17 protein-coding genes and 1 tRNA gene are annotated in these 18,386 nt (G+C 58.1%); 8 read left to right on the forward strand and 10 right to left on the reverse strand.

What is annotated here, in order from left to right; all coding sequences use genetic code 11:
• Positions 1 to 40: 40 nt before the first annotated feature.
• Together nspC and speB are read left to right on the forward strand one after the other, a co-directional pair.
• Positions 41 to 1,210 carry a carboxynorspermidine decarboxylase gene (gene nspC / locus GS646_RS13295; RefSeq protein ID WP_171647830.1) on the forward strand — a complete coding sequence of 390 codons (1,170 nt, stop codon included), beginning with the start codon at positions 41 to 43 and terminating at the stop codon, positions 1,208 to 1,210.
• Positions 1,207 to 2,049, forward strand: coding sequence for an agmatinase (gene speB, locus GS646_RS13300; RefSeq protein WP_171188480.1), 843 nt, complete (start codon positions 1,207 to 1,209; stop codon positions 2,047 to 2,049). Before nspC ends, speB begins: the two co-directional genes overlap by 4 nt.
• On the opposite strand, the gene GS646_RS13305 is transcribed toward speB, so the two are convergent.
• Complete coding sequence (locus GS646_RS13305; RefSeq protein ID WP_171188483.1) at positions 2,046 to 2,636, reverse strand: HD domain-containing protein; 591 nt, start codon at positions 2,634 to 2,636, stop codon at positions 2,046 to 2,048. The two genes, speB and GS646_RS13305, sit on opposite strands and share 4 nt — an antisense overlap.
• A gap of 101 nt (positions 2,637 to 2,737) precedes the next feature.
• On the opposite strand from GS646_RS13305, the gene GS646_RS13310 reads away from it, so the two are divergent.
• Positions 2,738 to 3,571 (forward strand): LysR family transcriptional regulator, encoded by an 834-nt coding sequence (locus GS646_RS13310; protein ID WP_171188485.1) that lies wholly within the window; start codon positions 2,738 to 2,740, stop codon positions 3,569 to 3,571.
• On the opposite strand, the gene lptF is transcribed toward GS646_RS13310, so the two are convergent.
• On the reverse strand, positions 3,568 to 4,707 hold the full coding sequence (lptF, locus tag GS646_RS13315; RefSeq protein ID WP_171188487.1) for an LPS export ABC transporter permease LptF: 1,140 nt from the start codon (positions 4,705 to 4,707) through the stop codon (positions 3,568 to 3,570). The genes GS646_RS13310 and lptF overlap by 4 nt on opposite strands.
• 209 nt (positions 4,708 to 4,916) lie before the next feature.
• On the opposite strand from lptF, the gene GS646_RS13320 reads away from it, so the two are divergent.
• The gene (locus tag GS646_RS13320; protein ID WP_171188489.1) at positions 4,917 to 5,843 is read left to right on the forward strand and encodes an alpha/beta fold hydrolase; all 927 of its coding nucleotides are present in this window, start codon (positions 4,917 to 4,919) and stop codon (positions 5,841 to 5,843) included.
• 181 nt (positions 5,844 to 6,024) lie between these two features.
• Positions 6,025 to 6,225 (forward strand): hypothetical protein, encoded by a 201-nt coding sequence (locus GS646_RS13325; protein ID WP_171188491.1) that lies wholly within the window; start codon positions 6,025 to 6,027, stop codon positions 6,223 to 6,225.
• Between the two features lie 128 nt (positions 6,226 to 6,353).
• On the opposite strand, the gene GS646_RS13330 is transcribed toward GS646_RS13325, so the two are convergent.
• A tRNA-Trp gene (locus GS646_RS13330) sits at positions 6,354 to 6,429 on the reverse strand.
• 142 nt (positions 6,430 to 6,571) lie between these two features.
• On the opposite strand from GS646_RS13330, the gene GS646_RS13335 reads away from it, so the two are divergent.
• Positions 6,572 to 7,276 (forward strand): DUF374 domain-containing protein, encoded by a 705-nt coding sequence (locus GS646_RS13335; RefSeq protein WP_171186272.1) that lies wholly within the window; start codon positions 6,572 to 6,574, stop codon positions 7,274 to 7,276.
• On the opposite strand, the gene GS646_RS13340 is transcribed toward GS646_RS13335, so the two are convergent.
• The 5 genes from GS646_RS13340 to GS646_RS13360 form a co-directional block, all read right to left on the reverse strand.
• Positions 7,273 to 7,518: a MoaD/ThiS family protein gene (locus tag GS646_RS13340; protein WP_171105585.1), complete on the reverse strand. Its 246-nt coding sequence runs from the start codon at positions 7,516 to 7,518 to the stop codon at positions 7,273 to 7,275. The genes GS646_RS13335 and GS646_RS13340 overlap by 4 nt on opposite strands.
• Positions 7,511 to 9,766, reverse strand: a complete 2,256-nt coding sequence (locus GS646_RS13345) for a xanthine dehydrogenase family protein molybdopterin-binding subunit (RefSeq protein WP_171647828.1) — start codon at positions 9,764 to 9,766, stop codon at positions 7,511 to 7,513. The genes GS646_RS13340 and GS646_RS13345 overlap by 8 nt, the downstream gene beginning before the upstream one ends.
• Positions 9,766 to 10,245, reverse strand: coding sequence for a (2Fe-2S)-binding protein (locus GS646_RS13350; protein WP_171091513.1), 480 nt, complete (start codon positions 10,243 to 10,245; stop codon positions 9,766 to 9,768). The genes GS646_RS13345 and GS646_RS13350 overlap by 1 nt, the downstream gene beginning before the upstream one ends.
• Positions 10,242 to 11,108, reverse strand: a complete 867-nt coding sequence (locus tag GS646_RS13355; protein ID WP_171647826.1) for a xanthine dehydrogenase family protein subunit M — start codon at positions 11,106 to 11,108, stop codon at positions 10,242 to 10,244. The genes GS646_RS13350 and GS646_RS13355 overlap by 4 nt, the downstream gene beginning before the upstream one ends.
• Before the next feature lie 125 nt (positions 11,109 to 11,233).
• On the reverse strand, positions 11,234 to 14,446 hold the full coding sequence (locus GS646_RS13360; RefSeq protein ID WP_171647824.1) for a reductive dehalogenase: 3,213 nt from the start codon (positions 14,444 to 14,446) through the stop codon (positions 11,234 to 11,236).
• A gap of 75 nt (positions 14,447 to 14,521) precedes the next feature.
• On the opposite strand from GS646_RS13360, the gene GS646_RS13365 reads away from it, so the two are divergent.
• The gene (locus GS646_RS13365; RefSeq protein ID WP_171186280.1) at positions 14,522 to 15,424 is read left to right on the forward strand and encodes a LysR family transcriptional regulator; all 903 of its coding nucleotides are present in this window, start codon (positions 14,522 to 14,524) and stop codon (positions 15,422 to 15,424) included.
• Here GS646_RS13365 and GS646_RS13370 read toward each other — a convergent pair.
• Positions 15,415 to 16,266: a LysR substrate-binding domain-containing protein gene (locus GS646_RS13370; RefSeq protein ID WP_171186282.1), complete on the reverse strand. Its 852-nt coding sequence runs from the start codon at positions 16,264 to 16,266 to the stop codon at positions 15,415 to 15,417. The genes GS646_RS13365 and GS646_RS13370 overlap by 10 nt on opposite strands.
• Before the next feature lie 103 nt (positions 16,267 to 16,369).
• Between GS646_RS13370 and GS646_RS13375 the strand changes: the two genes are divergently transcribed.
• Positions 16,370 to 17,071, forward strand: coding sequence for an SDR family oxidoreductase (locus GS646_RS13375; RefSeq protein ID WP_171186283.1), 702 nt, complete (start codon positions 16,370 to 16,372; stop codon positions 17,069 to 17,071).
• Positions 17,072 to 17,073: 2 nt separating this feature from the next.
• Here the strand turns inward: GS646_RS13375 and GS646_RS13380 are convergent, their stop codons facing one another.
• Entirely contained in the window at positions 17,074 to 18,345 is a 1,272-nt protein-coding gene (locus GS646_RS13380) for an FAD-binding oxidoreductase (protein WP_171186286.1), read from the reverse strand.
• Positions 18,346 to 18,386: the final 41 nt, after the last annotated feature.

Genomic DNA, 18,386 nt, shown 5'->3' on the forward strand with positions numbered 1-18,386 from the left:
GCAGCGCCCCCGGCCTCTCCACAACACGGAGACGCCGGTTATGTCCGACATGATGACCACACAAGCCGGAGACGCCGGCGCGTTCCGCAAATTCGACCTCACCCGCGTCCCCACGCCCTGCTTTGTGGTCGACGAAAAAGCCGTCGAGCGCAACCTGACCATCCTCTCCGACATTGGCAAGCAATCTGGCGCGCATGTCCTTAGCGCGCTCAAGGCGTTTTCGATGTTCTCGCTGGCCCCACTGGTGCGCCAGCACCTCGGCGGCACCTGCGCGTCCGGCATCTATGAGGCCCGTCTGGGCCGCGAAGAATACGGTGGCGAGGTCGCAACCTTCTGCGCCGGGTACAAGGACAGCGATATCGACGAAATCCTGTCACTGTCCGACCACATCATCTTCAACTCTCCGGCTCAGAAAGATCGGTTCCTCTCCAAGGCGCAGGCTGCGGGCGTTCAAGTCGGTCTGCGGATCAACCCGGAACACTCCGAAGGCGAGATTCCAAAATACGATCCCTGCGCCCCATGTTCACGTCTTGGCACACCGGTCAGCCAACTAACCGCCGAAACCATGACCGGTGTGGGTGGGCTGCACATGCACACCCTCTGCGAACAGGGATTTGGGCCACTGCAACGAACGTGGGAGGCCGTTGAACCCAAACTCAAACCCTTTCTGGGTCAGCTCAAATGGCTCAACTTCGGTGGCGGTCATCACATCACGCGTGACGACTATGACCGAGAGGGTCTGGTGAAATTCATCAAGGACATTCGCAAGACCTACGATGTGGATGTCTATCTTGAACCTGGCGAGGCCGTCGCGCTGGATGCCGGTATTCTGGTCGGAGAAATCCTCGACCTTCCGACAAACGGCATGAACCTTGCGATCACCGATATCTCGGCCACCTGCCACATGCCCGATGTGATCGAAGCGCCCTATCGCCCCGCCCTGATGGACGAGGCCGAGGCAGGTCATACCTACCGGCTGGGTGGTCCGTCTTGTCTGGCCGGTGACGTGATCGGGGACTACACATGGGACAAACCGCTGGAAATCGGCCAGCGGTTCGCTTTTCTCGATCAGGCCCATTATTCCATGGTCAAGACCAATACTTTCAACGGTGTTCCCCTGCCCACCATCGCCCTGTGGAACAGCGAAAAGGACGAACTGAAAATCATCAAGCAGTTCGGCTATGACGACTTTAAGGACCGCCTCTCATGAGCATTTTCCTCGACAGTGAACTGACCGAAGCCGAGCGCACCGAAGATGCCCGATTTCGCGTTATACCGGTGCCGCTGGAACGCACTGTGTCCTACGGCTCGGGTACTGCCAAAGGCCCCGAAGCGATCATCGAGGCCAGCAACGAGTTGGAACGCATCACTGGCCATGCCGAACCTTGTGTCGAGGGCATCTTCACCGAAGAACCACTGAACTGCGACGGCCCCCTGCCCGATGTCATGGAACGCCTCGCCCAGTGCACCGAAGCTGCTGTTCGTGCGGGCAAAGTGCCTGTGACCTTGGGTGGAGAGCATTCGCTCAGCTACGGCGCAGTCATGGGTGTAGCGCGCGCTTTGGGTCAGCCAATCGGAATCGTCCAGATCGACGCCCACGCCGACCTGCGCAACGCCTATCAGGGTGAAAGGCACTCCCACGCCTCAGTCATGCACCTGCTGGCCGAAGAAGGCGTCCGGCTGGCTCAGTTCGGCGTCCGTGCCTTTTCCACCGAAGAGGCCAAGAGCCGTCTGAAGAACCACGTCTTTCACGTGGATGCCGAGGAACTGGTCACCGGAAACATCCACGCCGTCGACCTGCCCGAGGATTTCCCCGAACTGGTTTATGTCAGCTTTGACGTCGACGGCCTTGACCCGTCCCAGATGCCCGCGACAGGAACGCCCGTGCCTGGAGGTTTGGGGTACTACCAAGCCTTGCGCCTGGTCGAACACGCTTTGAAAGGCCGCAGATGCGTGGGCTTCGACGTGGTCGAACTGGCCCCGGACGGCAATGCCGCCTGGGACTTTACCGCCGCGCAGATCGTCTATCGCCTGATGGCTGCCTGTTAACCCTCGGACGTTTCGTTCAACTCCATATGCCCTTCGCCTTTGTTCAGGACACGGCGCAGCATGGGCTCGAAAAACTCCAGCGGTTTGGTCGGATAATCCGGGTCGAACGCTTTCTGATCGTATTCGTGACAGAAATAGCGGCAGTCCTCCCAATAGGGGCTGTCGCGGTATTTATCGCGCGCGTTGCGATCACCGCCAAGGTGGTGGTTGTAGTAATACCCCTGAAACACGCAGTGATGTTTGAGAATCCAGTAGGTCCGCTCGCTGACATAGGGCTTCATCATCGCTGCTGACAGCTCACCATGGTTGTAGGGCGACAGAATATCGCCGGTGTCATGGATCAGGGCCGCGACCACCACTTCTTCATCTGCTCCGTCTTCATACGCGCGCGTCGCGGCCTGCAGGCTGTGTTGATAGCGGTTCACGGGATAGGGTGTCCATTCCTCATCCAACGACCGAATAGCGTCTAGGATGCGGTCAGGCAAAGCGGCATTATAGGCCTCTTCATACTCCATAACGGCGTCCCAGTCGGCCTTGGTCGCCTCTTCAAAACTGGTCCAGGTGGGTTTGTGGCTTTTGTCCAGCATGGCTGATCCTCCGACGTGTTTCCTGACCTAACAAATACCGCAGCTTTGCTGTTCAAAAAAATGAATTGATTTTATCGCTTTGATGAAAAAATACTTTCAATATGCAAACCAAAGCTCTTGAGACATTTCTCTGTGTTGCCGAAACCGGTGGTTTCCACGCGGCGGCCCGTAAGTTGAACGTCACTCAGACAGCTGTCAGCGCGCGCATTCGCCTGATCGAAGAAGAAACCGGCAGGCCGTTGTTCACACGGGGTGCCGGGGGTACGGCTCTGACTGAATTCGGCCGGCAATTCAAACCTTATGCGGAACAGATGCTCTCTTTGTGGGCCTTTGCTTCGCACGATTTACCGATGCAGGCCCAGAGCCGCCCGGCGCTGCGCTTGGGGGGGCAACTCAGCATTTGGGACCCATTGCTGGTGGACCTCGCAGTGCGCTTTGAACAGCGTTTTGACAAACTGTTGTTGACGCTGAACTACGATCACGATCTCGACATGGTCGAAGCGGTGGCAACTCATGTGTTAGATGCAACCGTCACCCATGAAAAACCTACGGACCGGCGTGTCACATGGCGCGAATTGGAGCCTGAGGTTTTGTCATTGGTACAAACGCCGAAGAAAGACAACGCCGACGATGACCTGGTTTTCGTCAACCTTGAGCTGGGCGAGGTTTATCAGGATCACGTGAGATCCGCCGCACGACGAGCGTCCGGGCAAACGCTGTTTCTGGGCAATTGCATGATGGCGCTGCGATATGTCCTGAAGCGTGGGGGATGTGGCTATTTCCCTGACTACGTCATTTCGGACCACCTCATCTCAGGCGAACTGGAACTAGTCAAAAACAGCGTCGCCTTGCCATTGCCGATGTATCTGGTTACGCGCAGTGAACAGCCCGAGTTTGACGAACTTCGCAGTTGTCTGGCGGATCTGCGCGCCTAAGCGGGTGTCGACATCACTTTGTCTGAACGCGCTTGCTTGCGCAGAATAGGACGCCCCGCAATCAGCAGGAAGACGCCCGAAATCAACACCCCCATTATGGCGGGCAGATAGAGCAGAATCCAAAGCTTGGGATCATCTATGACGACCGGTGAAACAAAACCGCGAACACCTTCAAGCAGCACCAGAATGGTGAACGCACCCAGGATTTGCGGCCAAAGCCCGAACCGGGAAAAACTGCCCAGCATCAGTGTTGAATACCCAGCCAAGGCAACGGCGACACAGATAGCAATCCAGGAAAACCGCTGGTGCAGTTCTTCGACCAACTTGCCTTCGCTATACCCTTCGGCGGCGGAAATCTCAGCCCGGTTTTGGATAAGCTCATGCGTTGGAATGGCTTCCAGGCTGCGTTGGGCCATCGGGCTGGAGTTGGTTAACTCTGATATGTCATAAGACGCATCCTGAAACAGGGTCGAAGACAACCGCCTCCCCTCTTTGGTCAGGCGCAGTGCTATGCCGTCGACCATAACAAGATGAATGCCCGTGTCATTGTTGACCAGATAAGCTGTGGCACTGGAATAGCTGACGGCGTTTTCCGGGTCACGTCGGTCCGAAACGAATACCTCATGCAGTGTACCGTCCAGATCAATCTGACCGATATATACGGTGACACCTTCAGCGGGGTGCAGAAATTCGCCTTCGTTCAACAGCTGGGCCGTCACATCCCCCGCGACTTCGGCCTGTCGGATTTCCAACTGCTCGACCGAGGCAGGACGCAGGAAAACACTGATGGCCGCCATCATAAGCCCGGTAATCGCCCCAAACAGCACAACGGCACGCGCCAACCTGCGTGGGCTGGAGCCTGTGGCAAGCATTACCGCCAATTCACTTTCGCGGCTAAGACGGTTGGTGGCGTAAACGGCAGCGGCGAACACTGCCATGGGCATGACCGTGCGGATCAGAGTTGGCAACGTCAGTGCGGTAAATTCGAGAAAGACCATTGCCGATTGCCCACCGCTGATCACACGGTCGAACAGGCTGACAGAGCGGGTGATCCAGAATACGCCCACCAGCACAAGGGTGAAAAAGCCGAACAGTATCAGCAATTGCCGCAGGAAATATCCGTCAAAACGCGACATGGGCCCTCGTGCATGTGTTTGTGTAATTGCAGCGGACACTAGGGCATTCCGTCGGCAGAGGGAACAGGGATCGGCAGCCTGCATCGCGGGATACGCGTGTTGCAATTTACTGTCAGCGACAACTGTCCTTCTTTTGGAAAGGCGAGGAATTTTGAAAAAATGACACTTCGTGGCAGATTTCACAGATTACTTGGAATGGAGTTTGAAGCATGGCCCTGTTTTTTTCCCGCCGTACATACAATGCACAAAAGAAGAAATTCACCTTAAAGCCTGCCGCAAAGACCAGATACGTACACATCACCCAACAAAGCCCGGGGGGTAAAATTCGCAAAGGCAGCATCATCAAAAAAGCCAAATGGCTGGATCTGGTCCGCCAGGAAGGCGGAGACACTGACGTCCTGATCTATGTCCACGGGTTCAATACAAGCCAGAAGAGTATGCTGGACCGGCTGGCAAAAATTGAAAGCAATCTCAGGGCCGACGGGTATAAGGGGGCGGTCGTCGCCTTTGACTGGCCCAGCGACGGATCGGTTCACGCCTACGACTCGGATCGTAACGATGCCAAGGCTGTAGCCCCACATCTGGTCGGGGACGGGATTTTGCCGCTACTGGGAATGTCTCCTCGCCCTAAAGTACACCTCATCGCGCATTCCATGGGGGCTTTGGTTGTCCTGCGCGCATTCTCGGACTTCGGGGATGCCGCCGGACCGGGAAACAAGGTCTGGTCGGCGGATCAGGTCGTGTTCGCGTCTGGTGATGTCGATGAAAAGTGGTTAGAAAAAGGCGCCTGGGGTGATCTGGTTCTGAAGAAGCGCAGCAAGCGGTTCACCAACTATTACAGCGGCAAAGACCAGGTTCTGGCCCTGGCCGGGGGGATTGTACATGGCGGGCGTCAGCGGGCGGGGCGCATCGGGATGCCCAAACTGACCTCGAAAGGTCATTGGGATGTTTTTTGCGACCATCAATATTTGCGAGAGGTTCCCAAAGGTCAACGCAAGTTGATGAAATCTCATCGCTGGTGGTTCGACAGCAACGGGTTTTATAAGGACCTCGCCCTGACGATCGACGGTCATCCGGCAAAAACGATGCCAACCCGGCAAAAGACCAATATCGGAGATCAGGCATTGGTGGTCTGATCACTCGGTTGCCCAACCTCTCTTTGGGGCTGAAGCGCTGTCGCAAAGTTAACTGGAGATGAACGACATATTTGCTGCGCGTTCACATGGCCACTGCATAATGTTCTATGCGGAGGTGGCCAATTCGCTTGCCACGTCCTTTTGCGAAACGGTTTTGACTGCTAGCGGAGCATTGACGCCCATGCATAAACCTTCAACACCAGAAGCTGCGGCACTACACGCCCATATATTGAAGAAGAGCGACGCGGAATACGATATCGCAATGTGGGCCGCGTGTGCCTTGGCGGCACTTCATATGAAAAGAACTGATTTGTTTCAGGATTATCGGCAACTTTGGGCTCAGAAACTGGGGGCCGTGTCCCAGCCCGAGAAATCGGATTGACTTCAAACTCTGCGGAAAAGTTCTGAAACTCGCCCCAGACCGCCGACGGTGTCTATACTTAGGTCACGTGCACAGAACTCGCGTGGGCTGCATACACACCCCGGTCAGGTTCTCGCTTGGAATAAAAATGGCAGGGGCAGCAGGGTTCGAACCCGCGACCTACGGTTTTGGAGACCGTCGCTCTACCAACTGAGCTATACCCCTGTGGTGAGCACCCAGATATGCCAGCCGCGCGGCGGACTCAAGAGGCTTTTTCAGATTCCACACCACTATCTGATCCGACAAACAAGTTGCGCAAAATGTGCAGTGCGCTAAGACAAGGTCCGGTCAGCAAAAGGAAGCCCGTGTGAACCTCCGCAAGAAGATCGCAGACAGCGAAGTTGTGCTGAACTGGGTGGCACGACGGATCGCCAGCTATATTAGATGGGTTAACCGCAACACGCGCTGGCAACGCATCGGGTATGAAGAACTGGACCAACTGGCTGAACAGGGCGAGCCGGTCATTGTTGTCCTGTGGCACCAGCGGTTGGCGCAGTCCCCGTATTTCTTTCCACTGGACAAAGGCAGGATCTGTTCGATCACGTCCGCAGCCCGCGCCGGCAGCATGGTGGGCCGGGTGCAGGAACAGTTCGGTATGGACACAATCGCCATGTCCAGCCACAAGCGGCACGTGGCCCTGTCGCGTGAAGTGCTTGGTAAGATGAAGCAGGGTATTTCCATCGGCATTGCTGCGGATGGGCCGCGCGGGCCTGAACGAGTGCTGTCGACTGTACCTCTGGTCTGGGCGCGTACATCGGGCAAACGGGTATTTGGCATCACCTTTTCTGCGAAACACGGGCGCGAGGCCGGTACATGGGACCGCCTGCTGATGCCACGCCCCTGGCGCAACGAAGGGGTATTTTTGTGCCGCGAATGGACCGAAACGGTGCCACGCAAAGCCAGTGAAGAAGAGTTTGAGGCCCTGCGCCTGAGCCTTGAGCAGCACATGAATGACATCACGGCAGAAGCCGACCGAATGGTGGGGCGTGAGCCTTGGTCGCCTGATGTCTAACCGCCCCTAAGGCGTTGCATCAGATAGACTTCGCTGCCCTCGGGGATTGGTTCCGTAAGCCCGGTGGCAATGACGCGCCCGTCAATCGCGATAGAGACCCCCGCATCGATGGGGGCTTGCAATTGCGGGTGGGCCTGAACCAACGCCCGCAAAAGTTCGCCGGTGGTTTTGGCCTCGACCTCCACCACCTGTTGGCCCCCGGTCAATGACCGGAGGCCGGACCAAAGGTGGACCTCAACCATTGTCCTTGAGCGCAGCCAGAATGCGCGGTGGTGACATGGGCAGTTGCTTCAACCGCACGCCAGCCGCGTTGGACACAGCGTTCGCAATAGCAGCCAATGGCGGCACGATGCCTGTCTCACCCACGCCGCGCACACCAAACGGGTGGCCGGGGTTGGGCACTTCGACAATCACCGTGTCAATCATCGGCAGGTCGCTGGCAACGGGAATGCGATAGTCGAGGAAGATCGAGTTCTGCAAGCGCCCGTCCTCGCCATAAATGTATTCCTCGTTCAGCGCCCAACCGATGCCTTGTGCGGCTCCACCCTGGAATTGACCCTCAACATAGGTCGGGTGGATCGCTTTACCGGCGTCCTGAATGACCGTGTAACGGGTGATAGAGGTCTTGCCGGTTTCAGGATCGACTTCGGCATCGACAATATGAGTGCCAAAAGACACGCCCGCACCTTCCGGGGTGGCTTCAAAGTGACCCGAGATCGGGCCGCCGGTTGACCCCATACCCGCAGTGATGTCGGCCAGCGGCATCGGATCGAAATCGCCTGCATTGGGGCCTGAAGGCACCGCGCAACCGTCTTCCCATTTCACCGCATCAACCGGGATGCCCCACTTGGCCGCCGCGCGTTCGCATAGTTTCTCGACCGCATGTTTTGCGGCTTTGATCGTGGCCAGACCCGAGGCATAGGTCACGCGCGAGCCGTGGCTCACGTCGTTGTAACCCAGTGTCGCGGTGTCGGCGACGGTGACACGGATGTTCTCATAGGCAATGCCCAGAACCTCGGCCGCCATCAGCGCCATCGACGCGCGCGACCCGCCAATGTCAGGCGTTCCGACCATCAGCTGGGCCGAGCCATCCTCAGACAGGGCCAAAGATACGCTGGTCTCACCACCATGGTTGAACCAGAACCCGCAGGAAATCCCCCGCCCCTGCCCCGGTTTCAGCGGTGCTGCGTAATGCGGATGCGCCTTGGCAGCCTCAAGCGTTTCCACCAGACCGATGCGTTCATAGGTCGGGCCATAGCTGGCCTTAGTCCCTTCATGGGCGGCGTTTTTCAGGCGCACGTCGACGGGGTCGAGACCCAGCTTGTTGCACAGCTCATCGATGACCGATTCAACCGCAAACGCCCCCATCGGCGCACCCGGTGCCCGGTAGGCCGCCTGCTTGGGCCGGTTCGACATCACGTCATAGCCAATTTGCTTGACGTTGGTCAGGTTATAAGGCGCAAAGGCGCACATGGCGGTCATGTCGCCCGGTGCGCCGGGGAACGCCCCACCCTGCAGGCGGAACACGCCTTGTGCTGCCGAAATCGTACCGTCCTTCTTCATCCCGATCTTTACGTCCATCGATGCGGAAGACGTCGGACCGGTTGCTCGGAATACCTCGGATCGCGTCATGACGATCTTAACCGGACGATTGGCCTTGCGGCTCAGCGCCAGTGCAACAGGTTCAATGAAAACTGTGGTTTTGCCACCAAACCCCCCGCCAATTTCAGACGCGGTGACACGCAGTTGCGAGGTTTCGATGCCCAGCAACGCGGCACAGGTTTTCTGCGCAATCCAGTGGCCTTGCGTTGTGCACCACAGTTCGCCCTTGCCGTCATTACCCAACATGCCCAGACAGGCGTGCGGTTCGATATAACCCTGGTGGGTCGCCTCGGTCACAAAGCTGTCTTCGATCACCAGATCGGCCTCGGCAAATCCGGCCTCGACATCGCCGTGACCGCTTTCATGGTAGCGGACCACGTTGGGGTGCATCCCTTCGGGTACGGAATAGTCTGCCGCGCCTTCGCGGATGATAGGTGCGTCCGAAGCCATTGCCTTGTCCACGTCGGTGACATGGGGCAGTACTTCGTATTCGACCTCGATCAGCTTGAGCGCATCACGGGCCGCCAGCGCAGATGTCGCCGCCACGGCAGCTACCGCGTGACCGTCATAAAGCGCCTTCTCACCAGCCATGACGTTTTCCAGAACATTCCAGAACTCGCCTTCCAGCCCCGGCTTGAAGGGCACGTCCGCAAAATCCGCACGGGTCACAACGGCTTTGACATCCTTATGAGCCTCGGCCTTTGACGTATCGATCTTCACAATCCGTGCATGGGCGTGAGGAGAGCGCAGAACAGCGCCGTGCAACATTCCAGGTGCCGAAATATCCGCGCCGAACTTGGCACGGCCTGTAACCTTGTCCAGACCGTCAGGGCGGTTTGGGCGAGTGCCCACAAATGTGAAACCTGATTTACGATCGTCCAGAGCCATTACGACGCCTCCCGCATCTCAGCCGCCGTATCCATCACGGCGCGAATGATCTTGTCATACCCGGTGCAGCGGCACAGGTTGCCTGCCAGCCAATACCGGGTTTCCTCTTCGGTCGGGTTCGGGTTTTTCTCCAGCAGCGACTTGGCCGCCACCAGAATACCCGGAGTACAGATACCACACTGCAAAGCAGCGTATTCGATCATCTTCTTTTGCAGCGGATGCAGAACGTCGCCGTCTGCAATGCCTTCGACGGTTTCGATTTGCCTACCCTCGGCCTCGACGCCCAGCATCAGGCAAGAACAGACCAGACGGCCATCAACGGTGACGGAACACGCACCGCAATCCCCGGTGCCGCAGCCCTCTTTCGCGCCGGTCAGGTTCAGCTTGTCGCGCAGACAATCCAGCAAAGTTTCGCGCGGGTCACAAAGGTATTCAACCGTGTCCCCGTTCACGGTAGTGGATACGTGGAGCTTGCTCATGCGTTTTCTCCCTTTGCGCGGGTATAGGCGATTTTCGCGGCGCGCTTGGCCAGAACGCCAGCCACCTCGGTTCGGAATGCGATCGTGCCGCGTTTGTCGTCGATCGGATTGCAGGCGGCAGAGGCAGCAGCAGCCAGCGCATCCAGCGCGGCATCGTCCAGCGTGCTGCCGATCAGGGCTTTCGCGCAATCTTCCACCAGCAGAACCGTGGGGGCAACCGCCCCCAAAGACACCCGAGCTTCGACGATGGTGTCTCCGTCCAGACGCAAGCTTACGCCGACGCCAACAACGGCGATGTCCATTTCCGTACGCGGGATGAATCGAAGATAGGCATCACCTGCGCTGTCGCCCCGAGCAGGAATATGGACGGCCGAGATGACCTCGCCCTTCGTCAGTGCGGTTTTGCCAGGGCCAGTGGGGATATCCTCGACTGCAACCTCACGGGTGCCATCCGGGCCGGTGACCGTGACCGTCACACCCGCTGCAACCATCGCTGGCACGGAATCAGCCGCCGGAGACCCGTTGCACAAATTGCCGGTCAAAGTTGCGCGCCCCTGCACCTGGGTGGATCCGATCAGGTCCATCGCCTCAACCACGCCGGGCCAATCTTTGCCCAGATCAGGATGCTCGCTCATCTCGGCACCGGTTGCGGCCACACCAAGCGTCCAGCTGCCATCGGCATTGCGGGTGATGTCGTGTACACCGTTGATTTTCTTGATGTCGATCAGCGTATCGGGTGTCACCAGTTCCGAGCGTAACTGCACCAAAACATCGGTGCCACCCGCCAGAAACCGTGTAATACCCGTCGCATTTGAAGCCAGAGCCGAAGCTTCGGCAAAGCTGGCGGGGCTGTGATAATCCATGAAGCTACCTCGTACCTGTTGATCAGGGATATCTGGGTTCGGGGCGACGTTAATTCACCCCTCGTCCGGCGTCCATGGGCCGAGCGACCAAAATTCAAATTCCAGATGTCGCTTTTAGGAAGGGTTCAGAGATCGATTTCAATCACGCCGTCGGGTTCCGCCGCTCGGCTTTGGCACAGGATCATCGCGCCTTCGCGCTGTTTCTTGGACAAAACGAAATCCCGATGCTCGACCTCACCTGAAACGACACCGCATTTGCACACGCCGCAGATGCCGTCAGCACATTTCACATCCACGTGAAACCCAGCTTCATTCAAGACCTGAGCGGCGTCCTTTTCTGCCGGCACGGACAGCGTTTTCCCCGAACGGGTAAGCTTGATTTCAAAAGGATGGTTTTCGTATTCGGGCGTTTCGGGAACCGAGAAATATTCCAAATGTCGCGTCTCTTCCGGGAAACCTTGGCGCTCAGCCGCTTGTATCACCCCGTCCATGTAGCGATCCGGTCCGCAGGTGTAGACATGCCATCCGTCCTGATAGCCAGACAGGATCGCATCCAAATCGGCGCGGGTATCTTCATCTGAGAAATGATAATGCACGCGATCTGCCCAGGGCATCGCGGCCAGATCATCCAGATACCCAGCCCCGCCCCGCGTGCCAGCCGAGTAATGCAACTCGAACTCTCGACCCAAGGCGTGCAGGCGATGGGCAAAGGCGATCATCGGAGTAATGCCGATACCACCGCCCATCAGGAAGGTCTTGGTTGCCGTTTCATCCAGTTCGAAATGGTTGATCGGTTTTGAAATGAAAACCTTGCGCCCCTCGTTGAAGATACGATGCAAAAGCACCGAACCACCGCGCCCTTTGTCTTCGCGCAATACACCGATCTGATAGGTCGACCTGTCTGACGGGTTGCCGGACATGGAGTATTGCCGCAAGAATTCCGGCGCGACCAATACGTCCAGATGTGCGCCCGCCGCCCATCCCGGCAGGGGCGCACCGTCCAGCGTTGAGAATTCATACTTCGTTACATCGGCGTTCATCTTATCGACCTTGGTCACGGCAACCCGCATCACCGGTGCGTCACCGGCGATCTGATAGCGGTGGATGACCGACATATCCCCGCTGGCCTTGCGGGACTTGTATTCATCGGCTGTCACCATGGCCTCGTAGGCCGCAATCCCGGCCTCGCGATCCATGGCAAAGGGATAGGGCCACGGGTGTGGGGCCAGATAGGCGGGATAGACGGCCAGCGTCTGATCTTCGTATTTCAGGTCCAGATCCGTTTGCAGATCACGCCGGTTCAACGGGTGCGTTGTGGGGCGATAGGAACCGTCCGGCTGCAGCTCAATATCCCACCACCATTTCTTGATGTCATTCAGACCGCCATTGCCGACCGCATCGTCCAGCTTGGCCAGTGCGGGCGCGGCAGAGGGGATGTTCATCGCGGCCCAGCGGAACGGCCGTTCCTTGAAGATGCCTTCAAGGTTCCAAGGGCAGGTCTTCATGCACCGCCCGCACATCGCCCCTCCTGGTGTTGTCACACGATAGGTGGCGCATTTCTGACTGTCGGATTTCCAGATTTCATAGCCGTTGAACATCAGCTTCGGCCCGGCCGTGATCGCGCCCGACGGACATTCCCGCGCGCACTTGTTGCAAGACTCGCAAAAGCTCTGCAGGCCGAAATCAATCGGTTTGTCGTGTTCCATCGGCATATTGGTGGTCACAGCCCCGGACTTCAGTCGCGGGCCGAGATAAGGGTTCAGGATCACTTCTCCGATCCGACTGACCTCACCCAGACCGGACAGCAACAGAAGCGGCGGCTGCAGCACCTCACCATCCATCACCGTATGCGCTTTGGCCTTGTAGCCAAGGTTGCGGATTTGCTGTGCAATCACGCCCCCAAGCAGGGAAAAGCGCAGATAGGCACGCATGGACTGAGCAACGCTGATCCAGTCGTCACCGCTGGCCCCTTCCATCGTTTCATAGCCCTGATCGATGATCATGCTGATCGCCTGATCATGGGGTGGTACGATTTCTTCGCCCGTCGCGTCGTGGGAATACCACGCCCATTTCGGGCAGCGGCTAAGGCCCACCGCATCGACCCCGAGGAAATAGGTCGCCGCTTTTATATTCGCCGCATTCCGAGCGGCATCCGTTGGCTTTGCAGCCTCAGCGCTTTCACCATCCTGTAACAACACAAAGGCCCCCAACGCGCGGCGTTGCGCGAAGCTGGGCGCGGCCTTGCGAACGTAGTACCCGCCTTTCGCAGCGTCCTGCAGCGACTTGCCCATATCCCCGAATTGCGCGCGAGCAAACATGTCAGCGCGTTTGGGTACACGGGCGACGTTTTCTTCGTCGATATACGTGGTCGGCGTCTCGACCCGTTTGAGTTTCTCGAACGGATGGGCTCCGTCCACATAGCGCCGTTTGGAATACGGATCACGGTTCAGGGCATTTTTGGCAAAGCCAGTTCCCAGCCACCATGCCGGCCCATGTGTGTGAAACCAGGGCTGTTGCGCCATGGGCTTGAGCGGTCGGTCATGGGCAATGGGCATCTCGGTCGTGACGGCAGCCAGACCAAATCGTGTCCCCAGCCACGGAGCAATCAATTCCCCGTCTTCGACCGAGGCCAGCCCGGCGGCCACGGCCAACTTGCCCAAATCAACTTCTGACGACATCACGCTGTGCGCCCGCGCGTCAAAACCCAGCAGACGGATATAGTTGGCGATGACCACGGCATTTTCGGTGGCCAGCAAACAGGCGCGATGATCCTGCGCATCTGTGATCCAGTCTGCGCCGGGTTCTGATGGGTCTGGGTCGCGATTGTATTCGTACAGAAACACGATGCTGTTCCGGTGGCTGTCGATCGGCTTGGGCGCAGCCTCCATACTGTCTTTCAGATCCGCCATGATGACGTCGATCCCCGAGGCCAGAGTCTTGGTCTGGCGTGTACGCAACGTATGGGCAAGCCGGTCAATATCCGGGTTGCGGCGCGGCTGCGCCAGCAAAGCAGCCGACGGCAAAGGCCCGCAGCCCATCATTGACGCATCGTTGAAATACCCAAACGCTTTCAGATGGTTGGCACGTTCCTGCGGGTCGGAAGGTATCTCTGACGCAACCGGGTTCACCAGCCCGTCGCGAATGGCGTCCATCATCGCCTGAAATTCGCCCATCGCGTTGACGATGCTGCCTGGATGTTCCGGTCGGTGAAAACTCAGTTCAGCCATCGAAGGAACAAGCGACAGGTCCGGCCCTTCGTCCGTCCGGGCCAAACGCTCCAGCGGGTAACGCCCCATGTGAACGGGCCGGTTTTTATCCGAGAAAAAGCGGATTCCCATTATGCGCCTCCTGTTGCTTACCATCTCCTATCCCGACATGGACAGCAAAACCATTCATGCATAATCATAAACGGTATGAGCAAAATCGATTTCACAGACCTCGACGGCAAAGTCCTGCGCACATTTTTGACCATACTCGAGGAAAGCTCGGTCTCGAAAGCTGCGGACCGACTGGGCGTCACGCAATCCGCGATCAGCCATACTTTGGCCAAGTTGCGGCAGGTGTTGGGTGATCCGCTGTTTGTCCGTTCCGGTCAGGGCCTGATTCCGACCGAGCGCGCCCTGTCCCTGAAAGACCCGGCCCAAAGGGTGTTGGACGGAATGCGCGCACTGACCGAGGGCAGACCGTTCAACCCCTTGTTCGAACAGATCGACATACGCATCGCCACCAACGACATGCCGCGTGAGTTGATCTTTCCGCAACTCCTTCGCGAAACCCGCGCCGAAAAAGTGCGTCTGAAGTTGGAATTCATCCCCTCGGGCGTTCCAGATCCTGACCTGCTGCGCAGTGACCGATGCCAGTTGATGCTGACCCCACTGCCACCCGATGGGCCGGATATCTTTCAGAAACGCCTGATTACCAGCCCGCTGATGATGTTCTACGACGCCGCACAACGCAATCCGCCGGACAGTTGGCAGGCATATTGCGACAGCGATCACGTCGAAGTGCGCTTTGCCGATGGCCGCAACGCCCGCGCTGTCATGCGCGGCGTCGATCAAAGCCAGATCAGACCCGCCGTTGTGACCTTGCCGCATTTCAATGCAATCCCCGCTTTTGTGCGGGGCAGCGATCTGATCTCGACCGATACAGCACTGATGAAACAGGGGCCGCTTGCCGCGCTGGATTGCGCGCCGCTGCCTTTCAAATGCCCGCCTGTGTCCATCTACATGGTCTGGCATCAGCGATCCGCAAATGACCCCGCACACCGTTGGCTGCGCGCCCGGATCGAAGCCATCGCAGCCACCCTTCAGACCTGAGACAACAACCAGTTGCGCATGATCTCAACCATTTGCGGCTGCCGAGGCTTGCGCGGCGCGACAATGTAAAACCCCAGATCTTCGATCAAGACATCCTCAAGTGGCTGGACAAGACGGCCCGTTGCAAGTTCGGACGCGACCAGCGGCGCATTGGCAAGTGCGATCCCTTGCCCGGACAGTGCGGCATCAATCGCAAGACTGGTCTGGCTGAAGCTCATCGTCCGTGGCTTGCCGCTTACGCCCACCCTATCAAGAAACAAAGGCCACAACCCGTGAGTGTCATTGAGCAATACTTGCCCAAGCAAATCAGAGGGATGGGTCACTTGCCCGGCAATGGATGGGCTGCACACCGGGACGAATTCTGTTGAGAACAACGGCACGGCATCCAGGTCGGACCCAAAGGGCGCCCTGCCCTGCCTGACCGCCAGATCCACGCCATCCGATTTGAAATCCGCCAGACGTTCGCGCGCGTCCACCTGAACCGAGATGTCCGGATACGAGTCGATGAAATCCGATAGTCGTGGCACCAGCCATTTTGAGGCAAAGCTAGGCGTGACCGACAATATGACCTGACGGTCCGGCGATAACTCCTCTACAGCCTCTTCAATTAACCTGAAGGCCCTTCGTAAAGGCGCATGAAACTTGCGTCCGGCTTCAGTCAGCCGCAAACCACGCGGCAAGCGGTCGAACAGAACATTACCCAGCCTGGCCTCTAGACCCCTCACTTGTTGTGCAACCGCGCCTTGCGTCACGCCCAGTTCTTCGGCGGCCAGTCGAAAATTCAAATGTCGCGCAGAGGCTTCAAAGGCTCGCAAGGCATTCAGAGGAGGAAGGGCTGCCATGACATAGTCCTGTAGATTTTCTACAGCATAGAGCCAACATAACTGATTAGTCAAACCGGGCCTTGATCGCCATCTTGGGATCAAATGAAAACGGAGATGTCAGATGGAAAAAGTAGCTCTTATCACAGCCGGCGGCAGCGGCATGGGTGCAGATTCCGCACGCAGACTGGCAGCAGATGGGTTCAAGGTTGGTATTTTGTCGGCCTCTGGCAAAGGCGAAGCCTTGGCCCAAGAGCTGGGTGGCGTCGGTGTGACCGGCTCGAACCAGTCCACCGAGGATTTGCAAAAGCTTGTCGATGCCGCGATGGCCCATTGGGGGCGTATTGACGTACTGGTCAATTCCGCTGGTCACGGCCCCCGCGCCCCGATCCTTGAGCTGACGGATGAGGATTGGCACACCGGCATGGATGTCTATTTCCTGAACGCGGTCCGTCCGACCCGACTGGTCACGCCGATCATGCAGGCGCAGGGTGGTGGGTCGATCATCAATATCTCAACCTTTGCCGCATTCGAACCTGACCCGGTATTTCCAACCTCGGGCGTGTTACGGGCTGGTTTGGCCGCATTCACCAAGCTGTTCTCGGACAAATATGCCGCCGAGAACATCCGCATGAACAACGTTCTTCCGGGTTTCATTGACAGTCTGCCCGAGAAAGAGGAGTTCCGCAGTCGCATTCCAATGGGGCGCTATGGGCACAGCTATGACGAGATCGCTTCGGTCGTGGCCCTGTTGGCATCTGAAGGGGGCGGCTACATCACTGGACAGAATATCCGGGTGGATGGCGGCATCACCCGGTCTGTCTGACCTCAGAACCGTGCCTTTACCAGATGTGTCAATGCTGCGCCGGATTCGAAAAAAGCGCGGCGCACGCGTGTCCAGCTTTCGCGATGCTCGGGCACGGCGGGCATCGGTAAACGCGACGGGTCTTCGGCAAGAAGGCTTTCGGCCATCATGCGACCAAACACCGTGCCGGGTCCGATGCCGCGACCGGAATACCCGTGGGCGGCCAAAGCGTTCGGGCCGATCTGCGTGATCTTCGGGATATGGTCCGAAGTCATGGCGATCCGGCCGTGCCATCCCTGCTCAAACGGCTGGTCGGCGAGTTGAGGGTAAAGCTCTGCCAGTTTGCGTCGGACCCAGGCGGTGTGTGCGCTCCGACCTGCATTGCCAAGGTCGCCCATGCCGCCAATAATCATGCGGCCCGCCTGATCCAGGCGGAAAGAGGTCATGATCAAACCAGTGTCCCAGCACCCTTCTTCTTGCGGCAGAATACTAGCGCGCAAGTTATGCGACAGCGGAGCGGTCGCGTATTGGAAATAATAAACCGGCACATAGGCGGGCGCGGTATTTGGCAAACCAAGATGATAGGCGTTGGTCGCCTGAATGAGGGACTTGGCCCGCACCACCCCTTTCGGTGTATTAAGCACCCATTGGCCGTTTTCATGGCGCATGGTCTGCACCGGGCTTTGCCCATGTATCTGCGCCCCGGTCTGCGCCGCCGCTCGCGCCAATCCGACCACATAAGCCAGCGGCTGTATGGTTCCTGCACGAGGGTCGAACAACGCCCCATGGAAGGCATCGCTACCGGTTCTTTCCCGCGCCTGATCCACCGACAGCAGTTCAACCGGTGCACCTGACGCGCTCAGCTGTGCGTGACGCGTTTGCAGGTCTTTCAGTCCGGCGGCGGAATGCGCGCAATGCAAGGTTCCGTTGCGCACAGGTTCACAGGCGATGCCGTGCTTCTCGATCAACGCGAACACGTCTGAGGGCGCTTGGGCCAGCAGATCAATAAGGCGGTCACCCGCCGCATTTCCGATATGAGCACGGATTTCTTCAGGCGGAAGCCAGAGGCCAGCATTGGCCAAACCGACATTGCGACCCGATCCGCCAAAGCCGATCTCTTGTGCCTCAAGCAGACATACCGACGCGCCACTGCGGGCTGCCGTCAATGCCGCTGAGCATCCGGTATATCCGCCCCCAATGACCGCCAGATCAACTTCGGTGTCTGCGTTCAGGGGTAGGGCTGAGACCGTCTCGGAGCAGGTGCTGCGCCAAAGAGCATTTTCGGGATCGTTCACATCTGGCCTCTGAGTCTTTTGCGCGGATCATCTTACCGAAA

The organism is Ruegeria sp. HKCCD4315 (assembly GCF_013112245.1).
Classification (GTDB): Bacteria; Pseudomonadota; Alphaproteobacteria; order Rhodobacterales; family Rhodobacteraceae; genus Ruegeria.